This is a genomic window from Paenibacillus sp. 79R4, from assembly GCF_013393165.1.
Taxonomy (GTDB): domain Bacteria; phylum Bacillota; class Bacilli; order Paenibacillales; family Paenibacillaceae; genus Fontibacillus.
The window spans coordinates 195,268-209,200 of record NZ_QJOT01000005.1 but is presented as its reverse complement, the minus strand read 5'-3'; the positions used below and the strand labels follow the sequence as shown (position 1 = coordinate 209,200).

Genomic DNA, 13,933 nt, shown 5'->3' with positions numbered 1-13,933 from the left:
GCCAACCGAAAATAGTAAACAGTACATACCAGATAAATATGACGCTAGCTTAATTTAGGATCCAGTGCATCGCGAAGCCCGTCTCCAAGAAAGTTAAAAGAGAGAACGAGAGCGATGATGGCCAGCCCGGGATAAATTGCCAAGTAGGAATTTGTCTCCAAGTAAGTGCTGCCCAGCTTCAGAATATTTCCCCATTCCGGGATATGCGGCTCTACACCGAGACCGAGGAAGCTGAGACTGCTTGTAGAGATTACCGCCGCGCCAATCGTTAAGGTCGCCTTAACAATCATTGGTGCGAGAGAATTCGGAACGATATGCTTGAAGATTATGGCGGTATCTTTGGATCCGAAAGCTCGGGCAGCATCCACATATTCGAAGGTAGAGACTAACAGTACATTGGCCCGCATCGTCCTGGCATAGGTAGGAATGGAGCCGATGCTTAACGCCAGGATCAGGTTGATGGTGTTGGCGCCAAAAGCGGCTATAATCGCAATCGCCAGCAGCACCCCGGGAATTGCATATAGAATATCAAGCAGCCGCATGATGATATTGTCGGTGCGCCGCCCATAATAGCCGGATACCGCTCCAAGGATACCGCCAATCACGAGAGGGATCGCTGTGGAGATCAGTCCAACAATCAGGGAAGTACGTGCACCAAATATGATGCGCGAGAACAGACATCTGCCGAAATTGTCCGTGCCAAGCGGATAAGCGAGACTCGGATGCTGCAATATCGCGCTGTAGTTATTCTCGGTTGCCATCGCGTAATCGAAGGTGAACAGGCTGCAGATCGATATCGAGAACAGGAAGATGATAAAGAACAAGCCGATCATCGCTGCTGTATTTCTCGTAATTTTCTCCCAGATGTCCTCCCACTTTGCTGAGGCGGGATTCCCTTGATTGCGGATCTTCAGCAGCAGATTAATGCCAAGCAGCAGGGCAAACAGATTGCCGGTAGCAGAGGTCAGAATCAGCAGACAAGCTACGACTGACATCCACGAAGCGATGGTTTGGCGGCCGCGTACATACTTCGCCACAAGCAGTAATGCAATGAGATGAAATAGGCTGACAATGACCAAAAGGAACATTGCCGGCAGAAATGTATCGGATACATACGGCTTGAACAGATTTAACGCCGATATCGCAATAACGAAGATCCCGGTAAGCAAGGTATACACGGCCAGAGCATATTCCGGGGTCCTCTGCTTTTTGATGAGATAAAAGGCGGAAGTGACCGTGAATAGATTCCCTGTCACAATACTAGCCAGTTGTACATAGCCGAGTGCGCGCGTGAAGCTTCTAATCTCTCCGTATCGGAGAATATCCTTCCTGATTAGCAGGGTAATGGCTAACTGAATGATCGTGAATAACGCATACGCCACAAAAGCAGCAAAGACATAGGGCTTAACGGTCTGTGCTGAGAAATCGTAGCTGTTCAGCAGCAGCAGTACGGATAAGGCAAGGGAGACCACCAGAGCGAAGATCGCTTTGCTGTATTCCTCGGAAGTTTTCAAGTTCGTCTTGATCATATCTACACCTGCTTTAATATTGTTTCATTCTGGTTCGGATTCTTGGATCGAAAAAGGCATACAAAATATCGATAATGACGTTGATCAGCGAGATCGTAATTGCGGTATAGACAACCCCGCCCATAATGCTCGGGATATCCGGGATAAATTGCTTATCTACGATATAGCTGCCGATCCCGCTAATATTAAATACTTTCTCGGTGACCGCTGATCCGCCCAGCATCCCGCCGAATTGCAAGCCGATGACGGTAATGATCGGGATCATCGCATTGCGGACCGCATGTTTCCAGAGCACCTGACGCTTGCTCAGCCCTTTGGCTTTGGCCGTAATCATGTAATCTTCGTTAATGACCTCCAGGGTGGAAGAACGGGTCATTCTGGCAACGGAGGCAGTAAGCCCGGTTCCCAGCACGATTGTCGGCATGATGATCGACAGCCAGTTCTGCGGGTTATACGTGGCCGGCAGCCAGTGCAGCTTGATCGAGAAATTCAATATAAAGATGAGCCCCTGCCAGAAGCTTGGAATGGACAAGCCGATCAGGGCAATGAACATAAACGTATAATCCCAGAAGGAATTGCGCTTCATCGCGGATATAATCCCCACGGGGATGGCGATGATCATGGACATGAGCAGGGAGATCATCGTCAGCGTAAAGGTGATAGGAAACTTCCTGGCGATTGTCGCGGTCACCTGCTCATTGCCGGCGAACGATTTGCCCAGATCGAAGGTGGCGATTCCCTTGATGTTGTTCCATAGCTGGGATAGGTAAGACTGATCCAATCCATAGATTCTATTAAAGTTAGCGATTTGATCTTCCGTAGCCGTCTCGCCGAGAATATTCGCTGCCGGATTCATCGGTGACAAATGCAAAATCGTAAAGACAAGCACCGATACGCCCATTATGACGAACAGACTCATTAGCAATCTCTCAAACACATATTTCATATAAGGACTGCTATATAGGAGGATCAGCAGATACATAAAAATCCCGGGAATGAACGAGAGAAGCAAAAAGGCCCGGCTCTGAATGCATGAGGCAAATGTCTCGGCATAGCTCAATCTCTGCTGTCCGTTAAGCAGCAGCTTGCGATTCGTGCTTTCGGTCAGCTCCTCCTGAAATCTGGCCTTGGCTATTTTATGGGCCTCGCGTTCCGTCTGCTCCGCGCTTGCGTTCTGTCTGAAGAATTGCTGTTTTTTCAGCAACTGCTCCCGCGTCTCTTCTACCAGTTGTCCCATATAGCCGGATTCAAGCAATTCGAGACGAGTCTCCTCAAGTAGAGTGTGATAGATATCATTCTTGCGGCGAGAGATATGAAATAGCAGAACAGCGATATTAACGGGTGCTCCCAGAATGAGTAAAAAATATTTATAGGAAGGATTCCGCAGCATTTTGGCATAGGTGTTACTTATGTAGCGGATAAAATGCGATTCTCTGGTTTGCTCTTTGGTTGCTCTGGCAACTTCCACAATAGTTCCCCTCCTGATGTGCAAATTTGCATTATTCCGATGGATATAGTATATATTATGGTAGGTTGTTTTTTATGTCAACACTAGAAATGATAGATTTAACGATATTACATACTAGACAGGTGTGATTAATGTGGAAACTATATTACAAGTGAAGGATTTAACGGTTTCCTTTCAAACCCGTGAACAGGAAGTTGAGGCGGTTCGCGGGGTCAGCTTCGAGGTTAAAAAGGGAGAGACCCTGGGAATTGTAGGGGAATCTGGCAGCGGGAAGAGCGTAACGGCTCGTTCAATTATGCGTTTATTGCCTTCGCCCCCTTCATATATGAAAGCTGGAGAAATTTCTTTTCTGGGCAAAAATCTGGCCGATTATTCGGAGAAAGAGATGGAGAGCCTTCGCGGCCGTGATATCGGCATGATCTTTCAAGATCCTATGACCTCCTTAAATCCGACCATCAAAATCGGAAAACAGATCTCGGAGAGTCTGATCAAGCATCAGCAGCTATCAAAGAAGGAAGCGAAGCAGCAGGCTTTGGAAATGCTCAAGCTGGTCGGGATCCGCAATAGCGAGGTCAGGTATAATCAATATCCGCATGAGTTCTCCGGCGGGATGCGTCAGCGGGTGATGATCGCGATTGCCTTGGCCTGCCGTCCTGCTCTGCTGATTGCTGATGAGCCAACAACGGCGCTGGATGTGACGATTCAGGCGCAAATTTTGAGCCTGATGAAGAATATTCAGGAGAAATTCGGTACATCGATCATTTTAATTACACATGACCTTGGGGTGGTCGCAGGAATGTGCGATCGGGTCGTCGTTATGAAGGAAGGGTCCATTGTAGAGAGCGGCACGACCGAGGAAATCTTCGAGAAGCCCTCGCACCCGTATACGTTGAAACTGCTAAATGCACTGCCCAGACTGGACGAGAAGAAGAAGGCGAAGCCGTCGCCTCTGATCATGACGAACTCGGATAGTGCCCGTCCGCTGCTGGAAGTTAGATCGCTAAGACAGCATTTTGATCTGGGCAAGGGCAATATATTGAAGGCCGTCGATGATATCAGCTTCACTATCCGCGAAGGAGAGACGCTGGGCCTTGTCGGCGAGTCAGGCAGCGGCAAATCGACGACCGGGCGGGCAATTCTTCGCCTGCATCAGCCAACAGGGGGAGAGGTATTATATCAAGGGATGGCGGTGAACCGTCTAACTTCAGCGGAAATGAAGACGTTGCGTCGCTATATGCAGATGATCTTCCAGGACCCCTACGCTTCGTTGAATCCTCGCTTTAAGGTGCTTGATATTATCGGAGAAGCGCTCGATGTCCATCGCCTTGTCGGCAGCAAGGAGGAACGAAAGAAGCGAGTTGAGGAGCTGCTTGATATGGTAGGACTGGATCCTTCCTTCGCCATGCGATATCCTCACGAGTTCTCGGGGGGACAGCGCCAGAGGATTGGGATTGCCCGCGCGCTTGCGGTCGAACCGAAGTTCATCGTCTGCGATGAGCCGCTCTCTGCGCTTGATGTATCGATCCAGTCACAGGTCGTCAGGCTGCTTGATGAGCTGCAGCAGCGGCTTGGTTTGACCTATCTGTTCATCGCTCATGATCTTTCTATGGTGAAGCATATCAGCGATCGAGTAGCTGTGATGTATATGGGCAAGATCGTGGAGCTCGCCGAGAGTGAGGAGCTCTATGCCAATCCGCAGCATGAATATACCAAGTCGTTATTCAAAGCAATCCCGGTACCTGATCCGAGGATCGAAGCGAAGAAGACGAGATCGGCCCTCCATGATTATTCCGATGTGGACAAGTATCAGCTGGAGCATTCCAGATTAGTAGAGGTCTCTCAAGGACATTGGGTGGCTATGGCAGGGGCATAATCATTGATTATTCCCCTTTCTCTTTTATATCTATTTTTCCTTGCTATACCAAGGCGGATGTGCTATTATCTTCTTTGTCAGGTTTTTTACTTCGGGACGTAGCTCAGCTTGGTAGAGCACCTGGTTTGGGACCAGGGGGTCGCATGTTCGAATCGTGTCGTCCCGATCAAGAACAGTCATTTGCGAATGGCTGTTTTTTTGCGTTTACAGACGAGTGTACAGCTTGCAACGCCGTATATTTCCTGATTCTATCGGTCACAATATTAGTGCATGATCAAAAAGGTCGATAGAAGGGGATCATCGTGAATATATTCCGTACAAAAAAGCAATGGAGAAGACGCTGGAAAAGATGGAGACGTGCGATTTGGACCTTTAGTGCCTGCGCTGTGGTTGCGGCAATGGCATGGATGGGATTACAGCTGTCCGGTCAGCTTGAGAAGCTGATGACCGGTGAGCCGCTTGCGCTTGAGACGCTAGGCAAGCTGCGCAGCTATGCCGAGGATCAGGCTGGACCGTCATCCACTGATTGGGTCAAGGTGCTTCAGGATCGGAAGCGGGCTCGTATCGTCCATTTAAATAAAGTATATACCTGTGGTGAGGAGCGCTCTGTCCTTGGCATTATGGATGCAAAGGAAATCGAAGCGTTGGCCGAGGAGCATCCGGAATGGACGGGACGGGTAGATTCGCTTGGCGAAGTCTGGCTGGAGGAGCATATCGTCGGATTATCCGAGGAATGTCAGCGATCAGGGTATATGGGCATCGATAAAGATGGGAATTTGAGCCTATTTGAAGGACCGCCCAAGGAGGAGAAAGTGCTGCGTACTTTTTTCCAATTGGATGTAGAGACGATGGAGAGTGTGCTGCCTGAAGATGTAGTGAGGCAATTGCAGCAAGGAATCCGCGTCCAGGATGTGGATGAATATAACAGTGTGCTGTCAACCTTCAGTGATTTCGCAGTAGAAGTATCGCAGGAAGCACTAAAACAGCATAAATAGAACAAGGCCAGAACGGGAGCTATTCCATAAGTAGTGATATCTACTTGGGATAGCTCCTTTAGTTATTCCTTTAAACTTTTTCCGCAAGGGTGGAAATCTTTTGTTATAATGAAGTGAATACATATGTTCGCTTATCGGACATGCGTTCTTTCCGGCTTGGTGAAGCGGAATTTGCAAGATTATCTGGATGAATTATTAATATAAAGGCGTGAAATGCGAGTTCAAAAGGTCTTTTATTCAGCAGCGAAGCTTAGGCTTACGATGTACGTTTCTTTGAAACGCTTCAGCTGGAAAAGATAAGGGACTGCGGGGCAGAGCGTACGTTGTTTGTGCCTGAGATCTGAAATAGTTCCCGAGGAAGCATAAGTTCAGAAATTCTATATCGCAATCACAAGAAAACCAACCTTTGACTCGCGGTCGCTCATCATTGCAAGGCCTCGTTAGAGGTTTTCTTATCAAAAGTGGATATTAGGGAGAGATTGTATTTGCGAATATTGGGGATAGACCCGGGAATTGCGATTGTCGGGTTTGGATTTATCGATAAGGAGGGCAGCAAATGTACACCGGTTCAGTATGGGTGCATTGAGACGAAGGCTCATACGCCGGAGGAAGATCGGCTGCTCTATGTTTACGAAGGAATGGTCCAGTTGATCGAGAAATATCAGCCTGATGCGGTGGCACTTGAGAAGCTGTTCTTCAATCGCAACGTAACGACGGCGATGACGGTCGCTCAGGCGAGGGGTGTGCTCGTGCTTGCAGCGGTCCAGAAGGGACTGCCCGTTGCCGAATATACACCGATGCAGGTTAAGCAGGCCATCGTCGGATACGGTAAAGCGGAGAAACGCCAGGTGCAGGAGATGACCCGGATGTTCTTGAAGCTGAAGGCGATTCCGAAGCCGGATGATGTGGCCGATGCATTAGCGGTTGCTATTTGCCACGCTCATTCATACACTTTAAATTCCAAGTTAAATGAGGTATTGAGGTCATGATCGATTTTTTACGAGGCCAGGTTGCTTATGTAGAGACGGAATATATTGTGCTTGATGTACAGGGTGTGGGCTACCGCGTGTTTTGTCCGAACCCGTACGTATTTCCGGCCAAGGGGCAGGATGCGATTACGGTGTATATTCACCACCATGTCAGGGAGGACGCTCAACTGTTGTTCGGATTCCCGACTCGGGAGGAGCAGCGCTTGTTCCGCAAGCTGATCGAGGTATCGGGCATCGGTCCGCGCGTAGCGCTCGGGATTCTTAGCGGCGGCAATCCGGATGGAGTGATTGCCGCGATTCATAACGAGAACATCGCCTTCCTGACCAAGCTGCCGGGAATCGGTAAGAAGACGGCGCAGCGGATGATTCTGGATCTTAAGGACAAGCTTGAGGGTTTCGGAGGCGTAACCCTGTTCAATCCGGTCTCTGCGGATGCGGAAGAACTGGAGGATGTCAGCCCGGGCTGGCCGGAGGCAAGGGAAGGCTTGAAGGCGCTGGGCTATACGGATGCGGAGCTTGATCGTGTGTGGGCGAAATTGAAGGATCAGTTAAACGCGGATGAAGCGGTTGATTCGTTAATGAAGAAAGCCCTCAAGCTGTTATATGCAGGTTAATGCAATTTCATAAGCTATCGGCCAAGCTGATATAATTCGATATCGCAAGAAAATCGGCCTCCGGATCGCGGTCGCTCATCCTTGGATGGCTTCGAACGATTTTCTGATTACAGGCTGAATTTTTAAACAACCTCTAATAGGCGACAGGATGGAAGGAGAGTGGGAGAGCGATGGAGGATCGAATCATTTCCGCGAATTTAATGATGGAGGATCAAGTGGAGGAGCTGAGCCTTCGGCCCCGCTACTTGTCTGAATATATTGGACAGAATCAGATCAAGGAGAATCTGAAGATATATATTGACGCGGCAAAAATGCGCAAAGAGGCCTTGGATCATGTGCTGCTGTATGGTCCGCCAGGACTCGGGAAGACAACACTGGCTAACATTATTGCCAATGAGTTGGGCGTAAATCTGCGTACGACATCCGGGCCGGCGATTGAGCGGCCCGGAGATTTGGCGGCTTTGCTCACCAATCTGCAAGAGGGCGATGTCCTGTTCATTGACGAGATTCATCGTCTGCATCGAACTGTCGAAGAGGTTCTGTATCCGGCGATGGAGGACTCGGCGCTGGATATTATGATCGGCAAGGGACCCAGCGCGCGTTCGGTACGGCTCGATTTGCCGCCTTTTACATTAGTGGGGGCTACGACCCGGGCTGGACTGCTGTCTGCTCCGCTCAGGGATCGGTTTGGCATCGTCAGTCGACTTGAGTTCTATACGATGGAAGAACTGAGCTATATCGTCTCCCGTGGTGCGGATATTTTCGGTATACAGATTGTTGGCGATGCAGCTGATGAGATTGCACTGCGTTCGCGCGGGACGCCAAGAATTTCCAATCGATTGCTGAAGCGGGTGCGCGATTATGCCCAGGTTCGCGGTGATGGAATGATTACGGAGGCCGTTGCCGCAGAAGCGCTGCAGATGCTGCAGGTAGATCCGAAGGGCCTGGATATGATCGACCATAAGATGCTCAATGCGATGATCACCAGCTTCCGGGGCGGCCCTGTTGGACTGGATACGATCGCAGCAACAATCGGCGAAGAGAGTCAGACGATCGAGGATGTCTATGAGCCTTATCTGCTGCAAATCGGTTATTTACAGCGGACGCCGCGCGGCAGAATGGTCACAGCTGCTGCTTACAATCACTTGGGAATTCCTTATCCGGAAGACAGAGGTAAGGGCCAATAACAAGATCAAGTTCAATCTTAAAAGTGTGTGTTCATAATATGTGTTCTAATACGACAACATGAAGGAGGAGCGAACAAGTGAAGGAGAAGAAGACAACATTCAAGCTGTTAAAATGGGGAAGGGGGATATTAGCGGGAGTTTTGCTGGCAGGGGCTCTGCAGCTTCCTGTATCTGCGCCTGTATCTGCCGATGATTGGTCGGGGAACCGCGTACGCGTCGCGATGTTCCTTGATCTTGGCAGCACCTATAAATTAACAGTGCCGGCGGTGACCTTGAAGCCAGGATCGGCAATGGATCTGGTGCTTCAAACATCCTTTGGCGCCAATAACTCATTGCTTACATTGGATTCCGGCCAAACTGTGCGTTTCAGCGCAGGAAGCAATCGGATTAAAGCGGCGGAGAGCTCTGACTGGAAAGCGATTGCCGCCGCCGTTAAAAAGCTGCAGGGTACGGCAGACCGTCCCGTGGCTTATGCTGTAGAGCAGTCGGGGGGCACGGTCTATCAAATTTATACCGGTCCTTATGCGAGTGCGGCAGAAGCTAAGAAAGCGGTAAGTCGAGTGTCCGGCAGCCTGTCTGGAGTTATCAGCGGACAAGCCCCTTCTGTCAAAGGCGGTTATTATTATTCCGCAGGGGCTCTTGGCAGCAAGTCAGAAGCGGAAGCGCTAAGAAATTCTGTATCCGCTGCTGGCGTGGATGCCTATCTTGTCTTGATTGGACAGCAGCAATATACGGTATGGGCTGGCGGAGCAGCAAGCGAATCTGAACTGTCAGCGGTGCGAGGTTCATTACCGCAGGCTTCCTGGTCCCAGGTTGACGATTCCGAGCCGGGAGTGATCGTGCAGCAGGACGTAACGCTTAATCTTAATTCGCCATCCCCGGTGGATCACTACGAGCTGAGAGGGACGGACAGCAAGCTGATTGTGAATGGCGATGATACGCTTGCAACCCAGGTCGTCGAAAGATCGGGTCGCAATTATCGAGGGAGCTTCGAGATTAGCCAGCTTAACGGTCAACTCGCCCTTGTCAATGAACTTCCGCTTGAGAAATATTTGTATTCGGTGGTTTCCGGGGAAGTTCCAGCATCCTGGCCACAGGAATCCTTGAAGGCACAAGCGGTTGCTGCGCGCAGCTATGCGCTCTATTCGGCTTCAACGGATCGCTTTAAGGTGGCCGGGCTTATCGATACAACGTTGAGCCAAGTGTATAACGGGGTTGAGAACGAAAAGGACAGCATCATCGAGGCAGTTGACAGCACGGCGGGGGAAGTTATCAAGTCCAACGGTAAAATTGTCGAAGCCATATTCTCCTCCAACAGCGGCGGTGTGTCGGCTGACTCTTCCGAGGTCTGGAGCAGTGTGAACCCGACGTTCTCAAGCGTGAACAGCGAGTGGGACAAGGCGGCGCAGGCTGCGTTGAAGTCGTGGTACTATGTTCTGCTGCCCAACGGTAAGACGGGATATGTTCGCGAGGATAATACAAAATTGACTGGCGGGACGACGGCCGCAGGCTTGAAGAAGCTGAGTGTAACGACTAGTTCCGTAGCGGTCCGTCCTCTGCCGCAGATTCAATCCGATGTCGATCCTGTAGCTAAGCTGAACCCTGGCGATGAGATTATCATCCTCGATAAAGTTGATGAATCCAGCACCTATGCATGGATTCGCGGTCCGTTTACATCGGATCAATTAGTGAAGTCCCTAAGCGGCAAGACCTCGACGCCGGCTCCGTCGTCGATCTATAATATGGAAGTTACGCAGAGAGGACCTTCGGGCCGGGTCACGCAGATCAAGGCGAACGGACAGATTCTCGATGTGAAGTACCCGGATGCCTTCCGTTCTGCGTTAGGCAGCTTGCCAAGCACTCTGTTTGATATTAAGGCAACGGGAAGGTATACTGTACTGGGTGCTTCAGGAGCGACTACAAGCGGTACAGCAGCTTCCGGCACGCCTGTTCTAACGGCTTCCGGTCAGAAGACCTGGAGCGGCGGCAATATGGTCGTCATGGATGGGGACGGGGTTGCTCGTGTGGTGGATCAATCCAATCAGTTCCTCTTTGTAGGCCGCGGCAACGGACATGGTCTTGGGCTATCCCAGTGGGGAGCCAAGGGAATGGCGGATGCCGGGTATGATTACCAAAAGATTTTGCAACACTACTATCAAAATGTAACTATCGTTAAGGAATGAACAAGATATGGACATAAATATGTATGACTTTGAGCTTCCGGAAGAGCTGATCGCTCAGACCCCATTGGCGGATCGGAGCGCTTCGCGCTTGCTGACGCTGGATAAGCGCAGCGGGAACATGGAGCATCATCAATTCTCGGAGATCATCCAATATTTGCAGCGCGGAGATACCCTTGTACTGAATGATACAAGAGTGCTTCCGGCTCGTCTCTTTGGTGTCAAGGAAGATACAGGAGCCAAGGCGGAAGTGCTGCTGCTCAAAAATTTGGGGAATGACAGCTGGGAAGCATTAGTGAAACCTGGCAAGAAGCTGAAGACGGGATCCGTCATCATCTTCAGTGATGAGTTGAAGGCAACGATCGAATCGGAAGGAGAGATGGGCGGCAGAGTGCTGCGCTTCTCTTATCAGGGAATTTTCAATGAAATTCTTGATCGCTTGGGACAGATGCCGCTGCCTCCCTATATCAAGGAAAGATTGGATGATCAGGAACGGTATCAGACGGTCTATTCCAAGCATGAAGGGTCTGCGGCGGCGCCGACGGCGGGATTGCATTTTACGGAGGAACTGCTGGAGCAGATTCGCAATAAAGGGGTAGACATCGCTTTTGTAACGCTGCATGTCGGACTGGGTACTTTTCGTCCGGTGTCCGTTGATCGTGTGGAGGATCATGTGATGCATGAGGAATATTATGTCCTCCCGCAGGAGACGGCTGACTTGCTGAATGCTACGAGGCAGCGGGGCGGCAGGGTCGTTGCTGTCGGTACGACATCAGCGCGGACGCTGGAGACTGTGGCGCAGAAGTGCGGGGACGGTCCCATCGTGAAAAGCAGCGGCTGGACGGGAATTTTCATTTATCCCGGGTATTCGTACAAGCTGGTCGATGCTTTAATTACTAACTTCCATTTGCCGAAGTCTACGCTGGTGATGTTAGTTAGCGCGTTAGCCGGACGGGAGAATATATTAACTGCTTATCGGGAAGCGATTGAGCAGAAATACCGTTTCTTCAGCTTTGGCGATGCGATGTTTATTTATTAGGTCTACGGAATGAGGGAAGAACGTGACAGCTGCAATTACTTATGAACATATCAAAACTTGTAAACAATCCGGGGCAAGGCTCGGGATCGTGCATACTCCGCACGGAAGCTTCGAGACTCCGATCTTCATGCCGGTAGGCACCTTGGCTACGGTTAAGACAATGAGTCCGGAAGAACTGAAGGAGATGGAAGCGAAGATTATTCTCAGCAACACCTACCATCTGTTCCTGCGTCCGGGTCATGAGATTGTCCGCGAAGCTGGTGGACTTCATAAATTCATGAACTGGGATCGGGCGATCCTGACCGATAGCGGCGGATTTCAAGTGTTCTCTCTAAGCGAGATGAGGAAGATTTCTGAGGAAGGCGTTCATTTCCGCTCCCATCTGAATGGGGACAAGCTGTTCTTATCGCCTGAGGTTGCGATGGAAATTCAAAACGCTCTTGGTTCGGATATTATGATGGCATTTGATGAATGCGCCCCCTATCCTGCGGAATATGACTATGTGAAGAAGTCGATGGAACGGACGACGAGATGGGCAGAACGCTGTCTGAAAAGCCATGCTCGACCGCATGACCAAGGGCTGTTCGCGATCGTGCAGGGGGGCATGTATGAGGACCTGCGCAAGCAGAGCGCACGGGATTTGACTTCGCTCGATTTCCCGGGGTATGCTATTGGTGGACTGAGTGTAGGCGAGCCTAAGCATCTTATGTATGAGGTTCTGGATTACACGGTTCCACTCTTGCCAACAGACAAGCCTCGGTACCTGATGGGTGTTGGGTCTCCGGATGCATTGATCGAGGGAGCCATACGCGGTGTCGATATGTTCGACTGTGTACTGCCAACCCGGATTGCCCGCAACGGGACAACAATGACGAGCCAGGGAAGACTGGTTGTTCGCAATGCCCAGTACGCCAGAGATTTTGGACCATTGGATCCTGAATGTGACTGCTATACATGCCGGAACTACTCCAGGGCTTATCTGCGTCACTTGATTAAGAGTGATGAGACGTTTGGACTGCGGTTAACTACATATCACAATCTGCATTTTCTGCTTCGTTTAATGAAGAAAGTGCGGCAGGCGATTATGGACGATAGACTGCTGGATTTCAGGGACGAGTTCTTCGAACAATATGGTCTGTTTGGCAATGACAAAGGATTTTAAATTCATTAGGAGATAAATGGAAGGAGGATAAGAACATGTTTCAACTTGCAGAAGGTACAGCAGCGCCATCTTCATCCGGCCAATTGCTATCCTTTATTGTGCCTTTGATTATTATGTTTGCGGTATTTTATTTCTTGCTTATTCGTCCGCAAAAGAAGAAACAAAATACACGCAATAACATGCTGAATGCTTTGCAAAAAGGCGATAAGATTGTTACCATCGGCGGCTTGCATGGTACGATCTTGGAGTTGACAGACGACACCGTTGTACTTCGCGTTAATGATGTAACCAAGCTTACATTTGAGCGCAGTGCGATCAGTCACCAAGTTAAAGAGTCGTAAGGTTGATCCTTAATGCATAAGTGAATGACAAAAAAGAGCCTGCATTCAGGCTCTTTTTTGTTGTATCCGCTAACGTTTATTCAAATTGACCCCAAATACACCTCCGATCGCCCCGATGATCAGTGCTGGCAGCAGTAAGAGCCATGTAGCAAGCTGCACTGAGCTGTCGAGGGCCAGGAAACTGATAACAAATACGAGAATTCCATAGATGAGACCTGTGATGCAGCCTTGGTACATCCCTTTCATCTGAGCGCGCTTGCCGGAGACGACTCCTCCGAATAGGATAGCTATGGAATGAACGATGTAAGTGTACAAGCCAAGCTCCTGCTCCTCTAGCATATTGGACTGTAGAAGCAGCGAGAGTACGAGAGCGCCGATCATCATCCAGAGAAAAGCGTACCACAGCCCGGATATGGTCGGATGGGAAATGCGGATTGAAACAATGCGGCGGATGAAATTCATGACGCGTTCCTCCATTTCTATTCATAGTGCATATTCAAAAAAACTCTCATGCTATTATTTTATGGTCAAGCAGGAGAGGTTATGACAAGTCCGT

12 protein-coding genes and 1 tRNA gene are annotated in these 13,933 nt (G+C 49.8%); 10 read left to right on the top strand and 3 right to left on the bottom strand.

Annotation, left to right across the window (positions count from 1 at the left end):
• Positions 1–44: 44 nt before the first annotated feature.
• Both DMN77_RS08895 and DMN77_RS08890 read right to left on the bottom strand, forming a co-directional pair.
• On the bottom strand, positions 45–1,529 hold the full coding sequence (locus tag DMN77_RS08895; RefSeq protein ID WP_068779798.1) for an ABC transporter permease: 1,485 nt from the start codon (positions 1,527–1,529) through the stop codon (positions 45–47).
• Positions 1,530–1,542: 13 nt separating this feature from the next.
• A complete protein-coding gene (locus DMN77_RS08890; protein WP_179014669.1) occupies positions 1,543–2,919 on the bottom strand; it encodes an ABC transporter permease in 1,377 nt (458 codons plus the stop codon).
• A gap of 211 nt (positions 2,920–3,130) precedes the next feature.
• Between DMN77_RS08890 and DMN77_RS24130 the strand changes: the two genes are divergently transcribed.
• The 10 genes from DMN77_RS24130 to yajC all read left to right on the top strand — a co-directional run bounded on the left by DMN77_RS24130 (position 3,131) and on the right by yajC (position 13,377).
• Entirely contained in the window at positions 3,131–4,870 is a 1,740-nt protein-coding gene (locus DMN77_RS24130; protein WP_179014487.1) for an ABC transporter ATP-binding protein, read from the top strand.
• 92 nt (positions 4,871–4,962) lie between these two features.
• Positions 4,963–5,036 (top strand) — tRNA-Pro (locus DMN77_RS08880).
• 136 nt (positions 5,037–5,172) lie between these two features.
• Positions 5,173–5,865, top strand: coding sequence for a BofC C-terminal domain-containing protein (locus tag DMN77_RS23840; RefSeq protein ID WP_068779800.1), 693 nt, complete (start codon positions 5,173–5,175; stop codon positions 5,863–5,865).
• 485 nt (positions 5,866–6,350) lie between these two features.
• Complete coding sequence (gene ruvC / locus DMN77_RS08870; RefSeq protein ID WP_068779801.1) at positions 6,351–6,854, top strand: crossover junction endodeoxyribonuclease RuvC; 504 nt, start codon at positions 6,351–6,353, stop codon at positions 6,852–6,854.
• On the top strand, positions 6,851–7,468 hold the full coding sequence (gene ruvA / locus DMN77_RS08865) for a Holliday junction branch migration protein RuvA (protein ID WP_068779802.1): 618 nt from the start codon (positions 6,851–6,853) through the stop codon (positions 7,466–7,468). Before ruvC ends, ruvA begins: the two co-directional genes overlap by 4 nt.
• Before the next feature lie 170 nt (positions 7,469–7,638).
• Entirely contained in the window at positions 7,639–8,655 is a 1,017-nt protein-coding gene (ruvB, locus tag DMN77_RS08860; RefSeq protein WP_179014484.1) for a Holliday junction branch migration DNA helicase RuvB, read from the top strand.
• Between the two features lie 77 nt (positions 8,656–8,732).
• Entirely contained in the window at positions 8,733–10,838 is a 2,106-nt protein-coding gene (locus tag DMN77_RS08855; protein ID WP_372775617.1) for a SpoIID/LytB domain-containing protein, read from the top strand.
• 7 nt (positions 10,839–10,845) lie between these two features.
• On the top strand, positions 10,846–11,874 hold the full coding sequence (gene queA, locus DMN77_RS08850; protein ID WP_068779804.1) for a tRNA preQ1(34) S-adenosylmethionine ribosyltransferase-isomerase QueA: 1,029 nt from the start codon (positions 10,846–10,848) through the stop codon (positions 11,872–11,874).
• A gap of 22 nt (positions 11,875–11,896) precedes the next feature.
• On the top strand, positions 11,897–13,036 hold the full coding sequence (tgt, locus tag DMN77_RS08845; protein ID WP_068779805.1) for a tRNA guanosine(34) transglycosylase Tgt: 1,140 nt from the start codon (positions 11,897–11,899) through the stop codon (positions 13,034–13,036).
• Between the two features lie 35 nt (positions 13,037–13,071).
• Complete coding sequence (yajC, locus tag DMN77_RS08840) at positions 13,072–13,377, top strand: preprotein translocase subunit YajC (protein ID WP_068779806.1); 306 nt, start codon at positions 13,072–13,074, stop codon at positions 13,375–13,377.
• 69 nt (positions 13,378–13,446) lie between these two features.
• On the opposite strand, the gene DMN77_RS08835 is transcribed toward yajC, so the two are convergent.
• Entirely contained in the window at positions 13,447–13,839 is a 393-nt protein-coding gene (locus tag DMN77_RS08835; RefSeq protein ID WP_068779807.1) for a TIGR04086 family membrane protein, read from the bottom strand.
• Positions 13,840–13,933 lie beyond the last annotated feature (94 nt).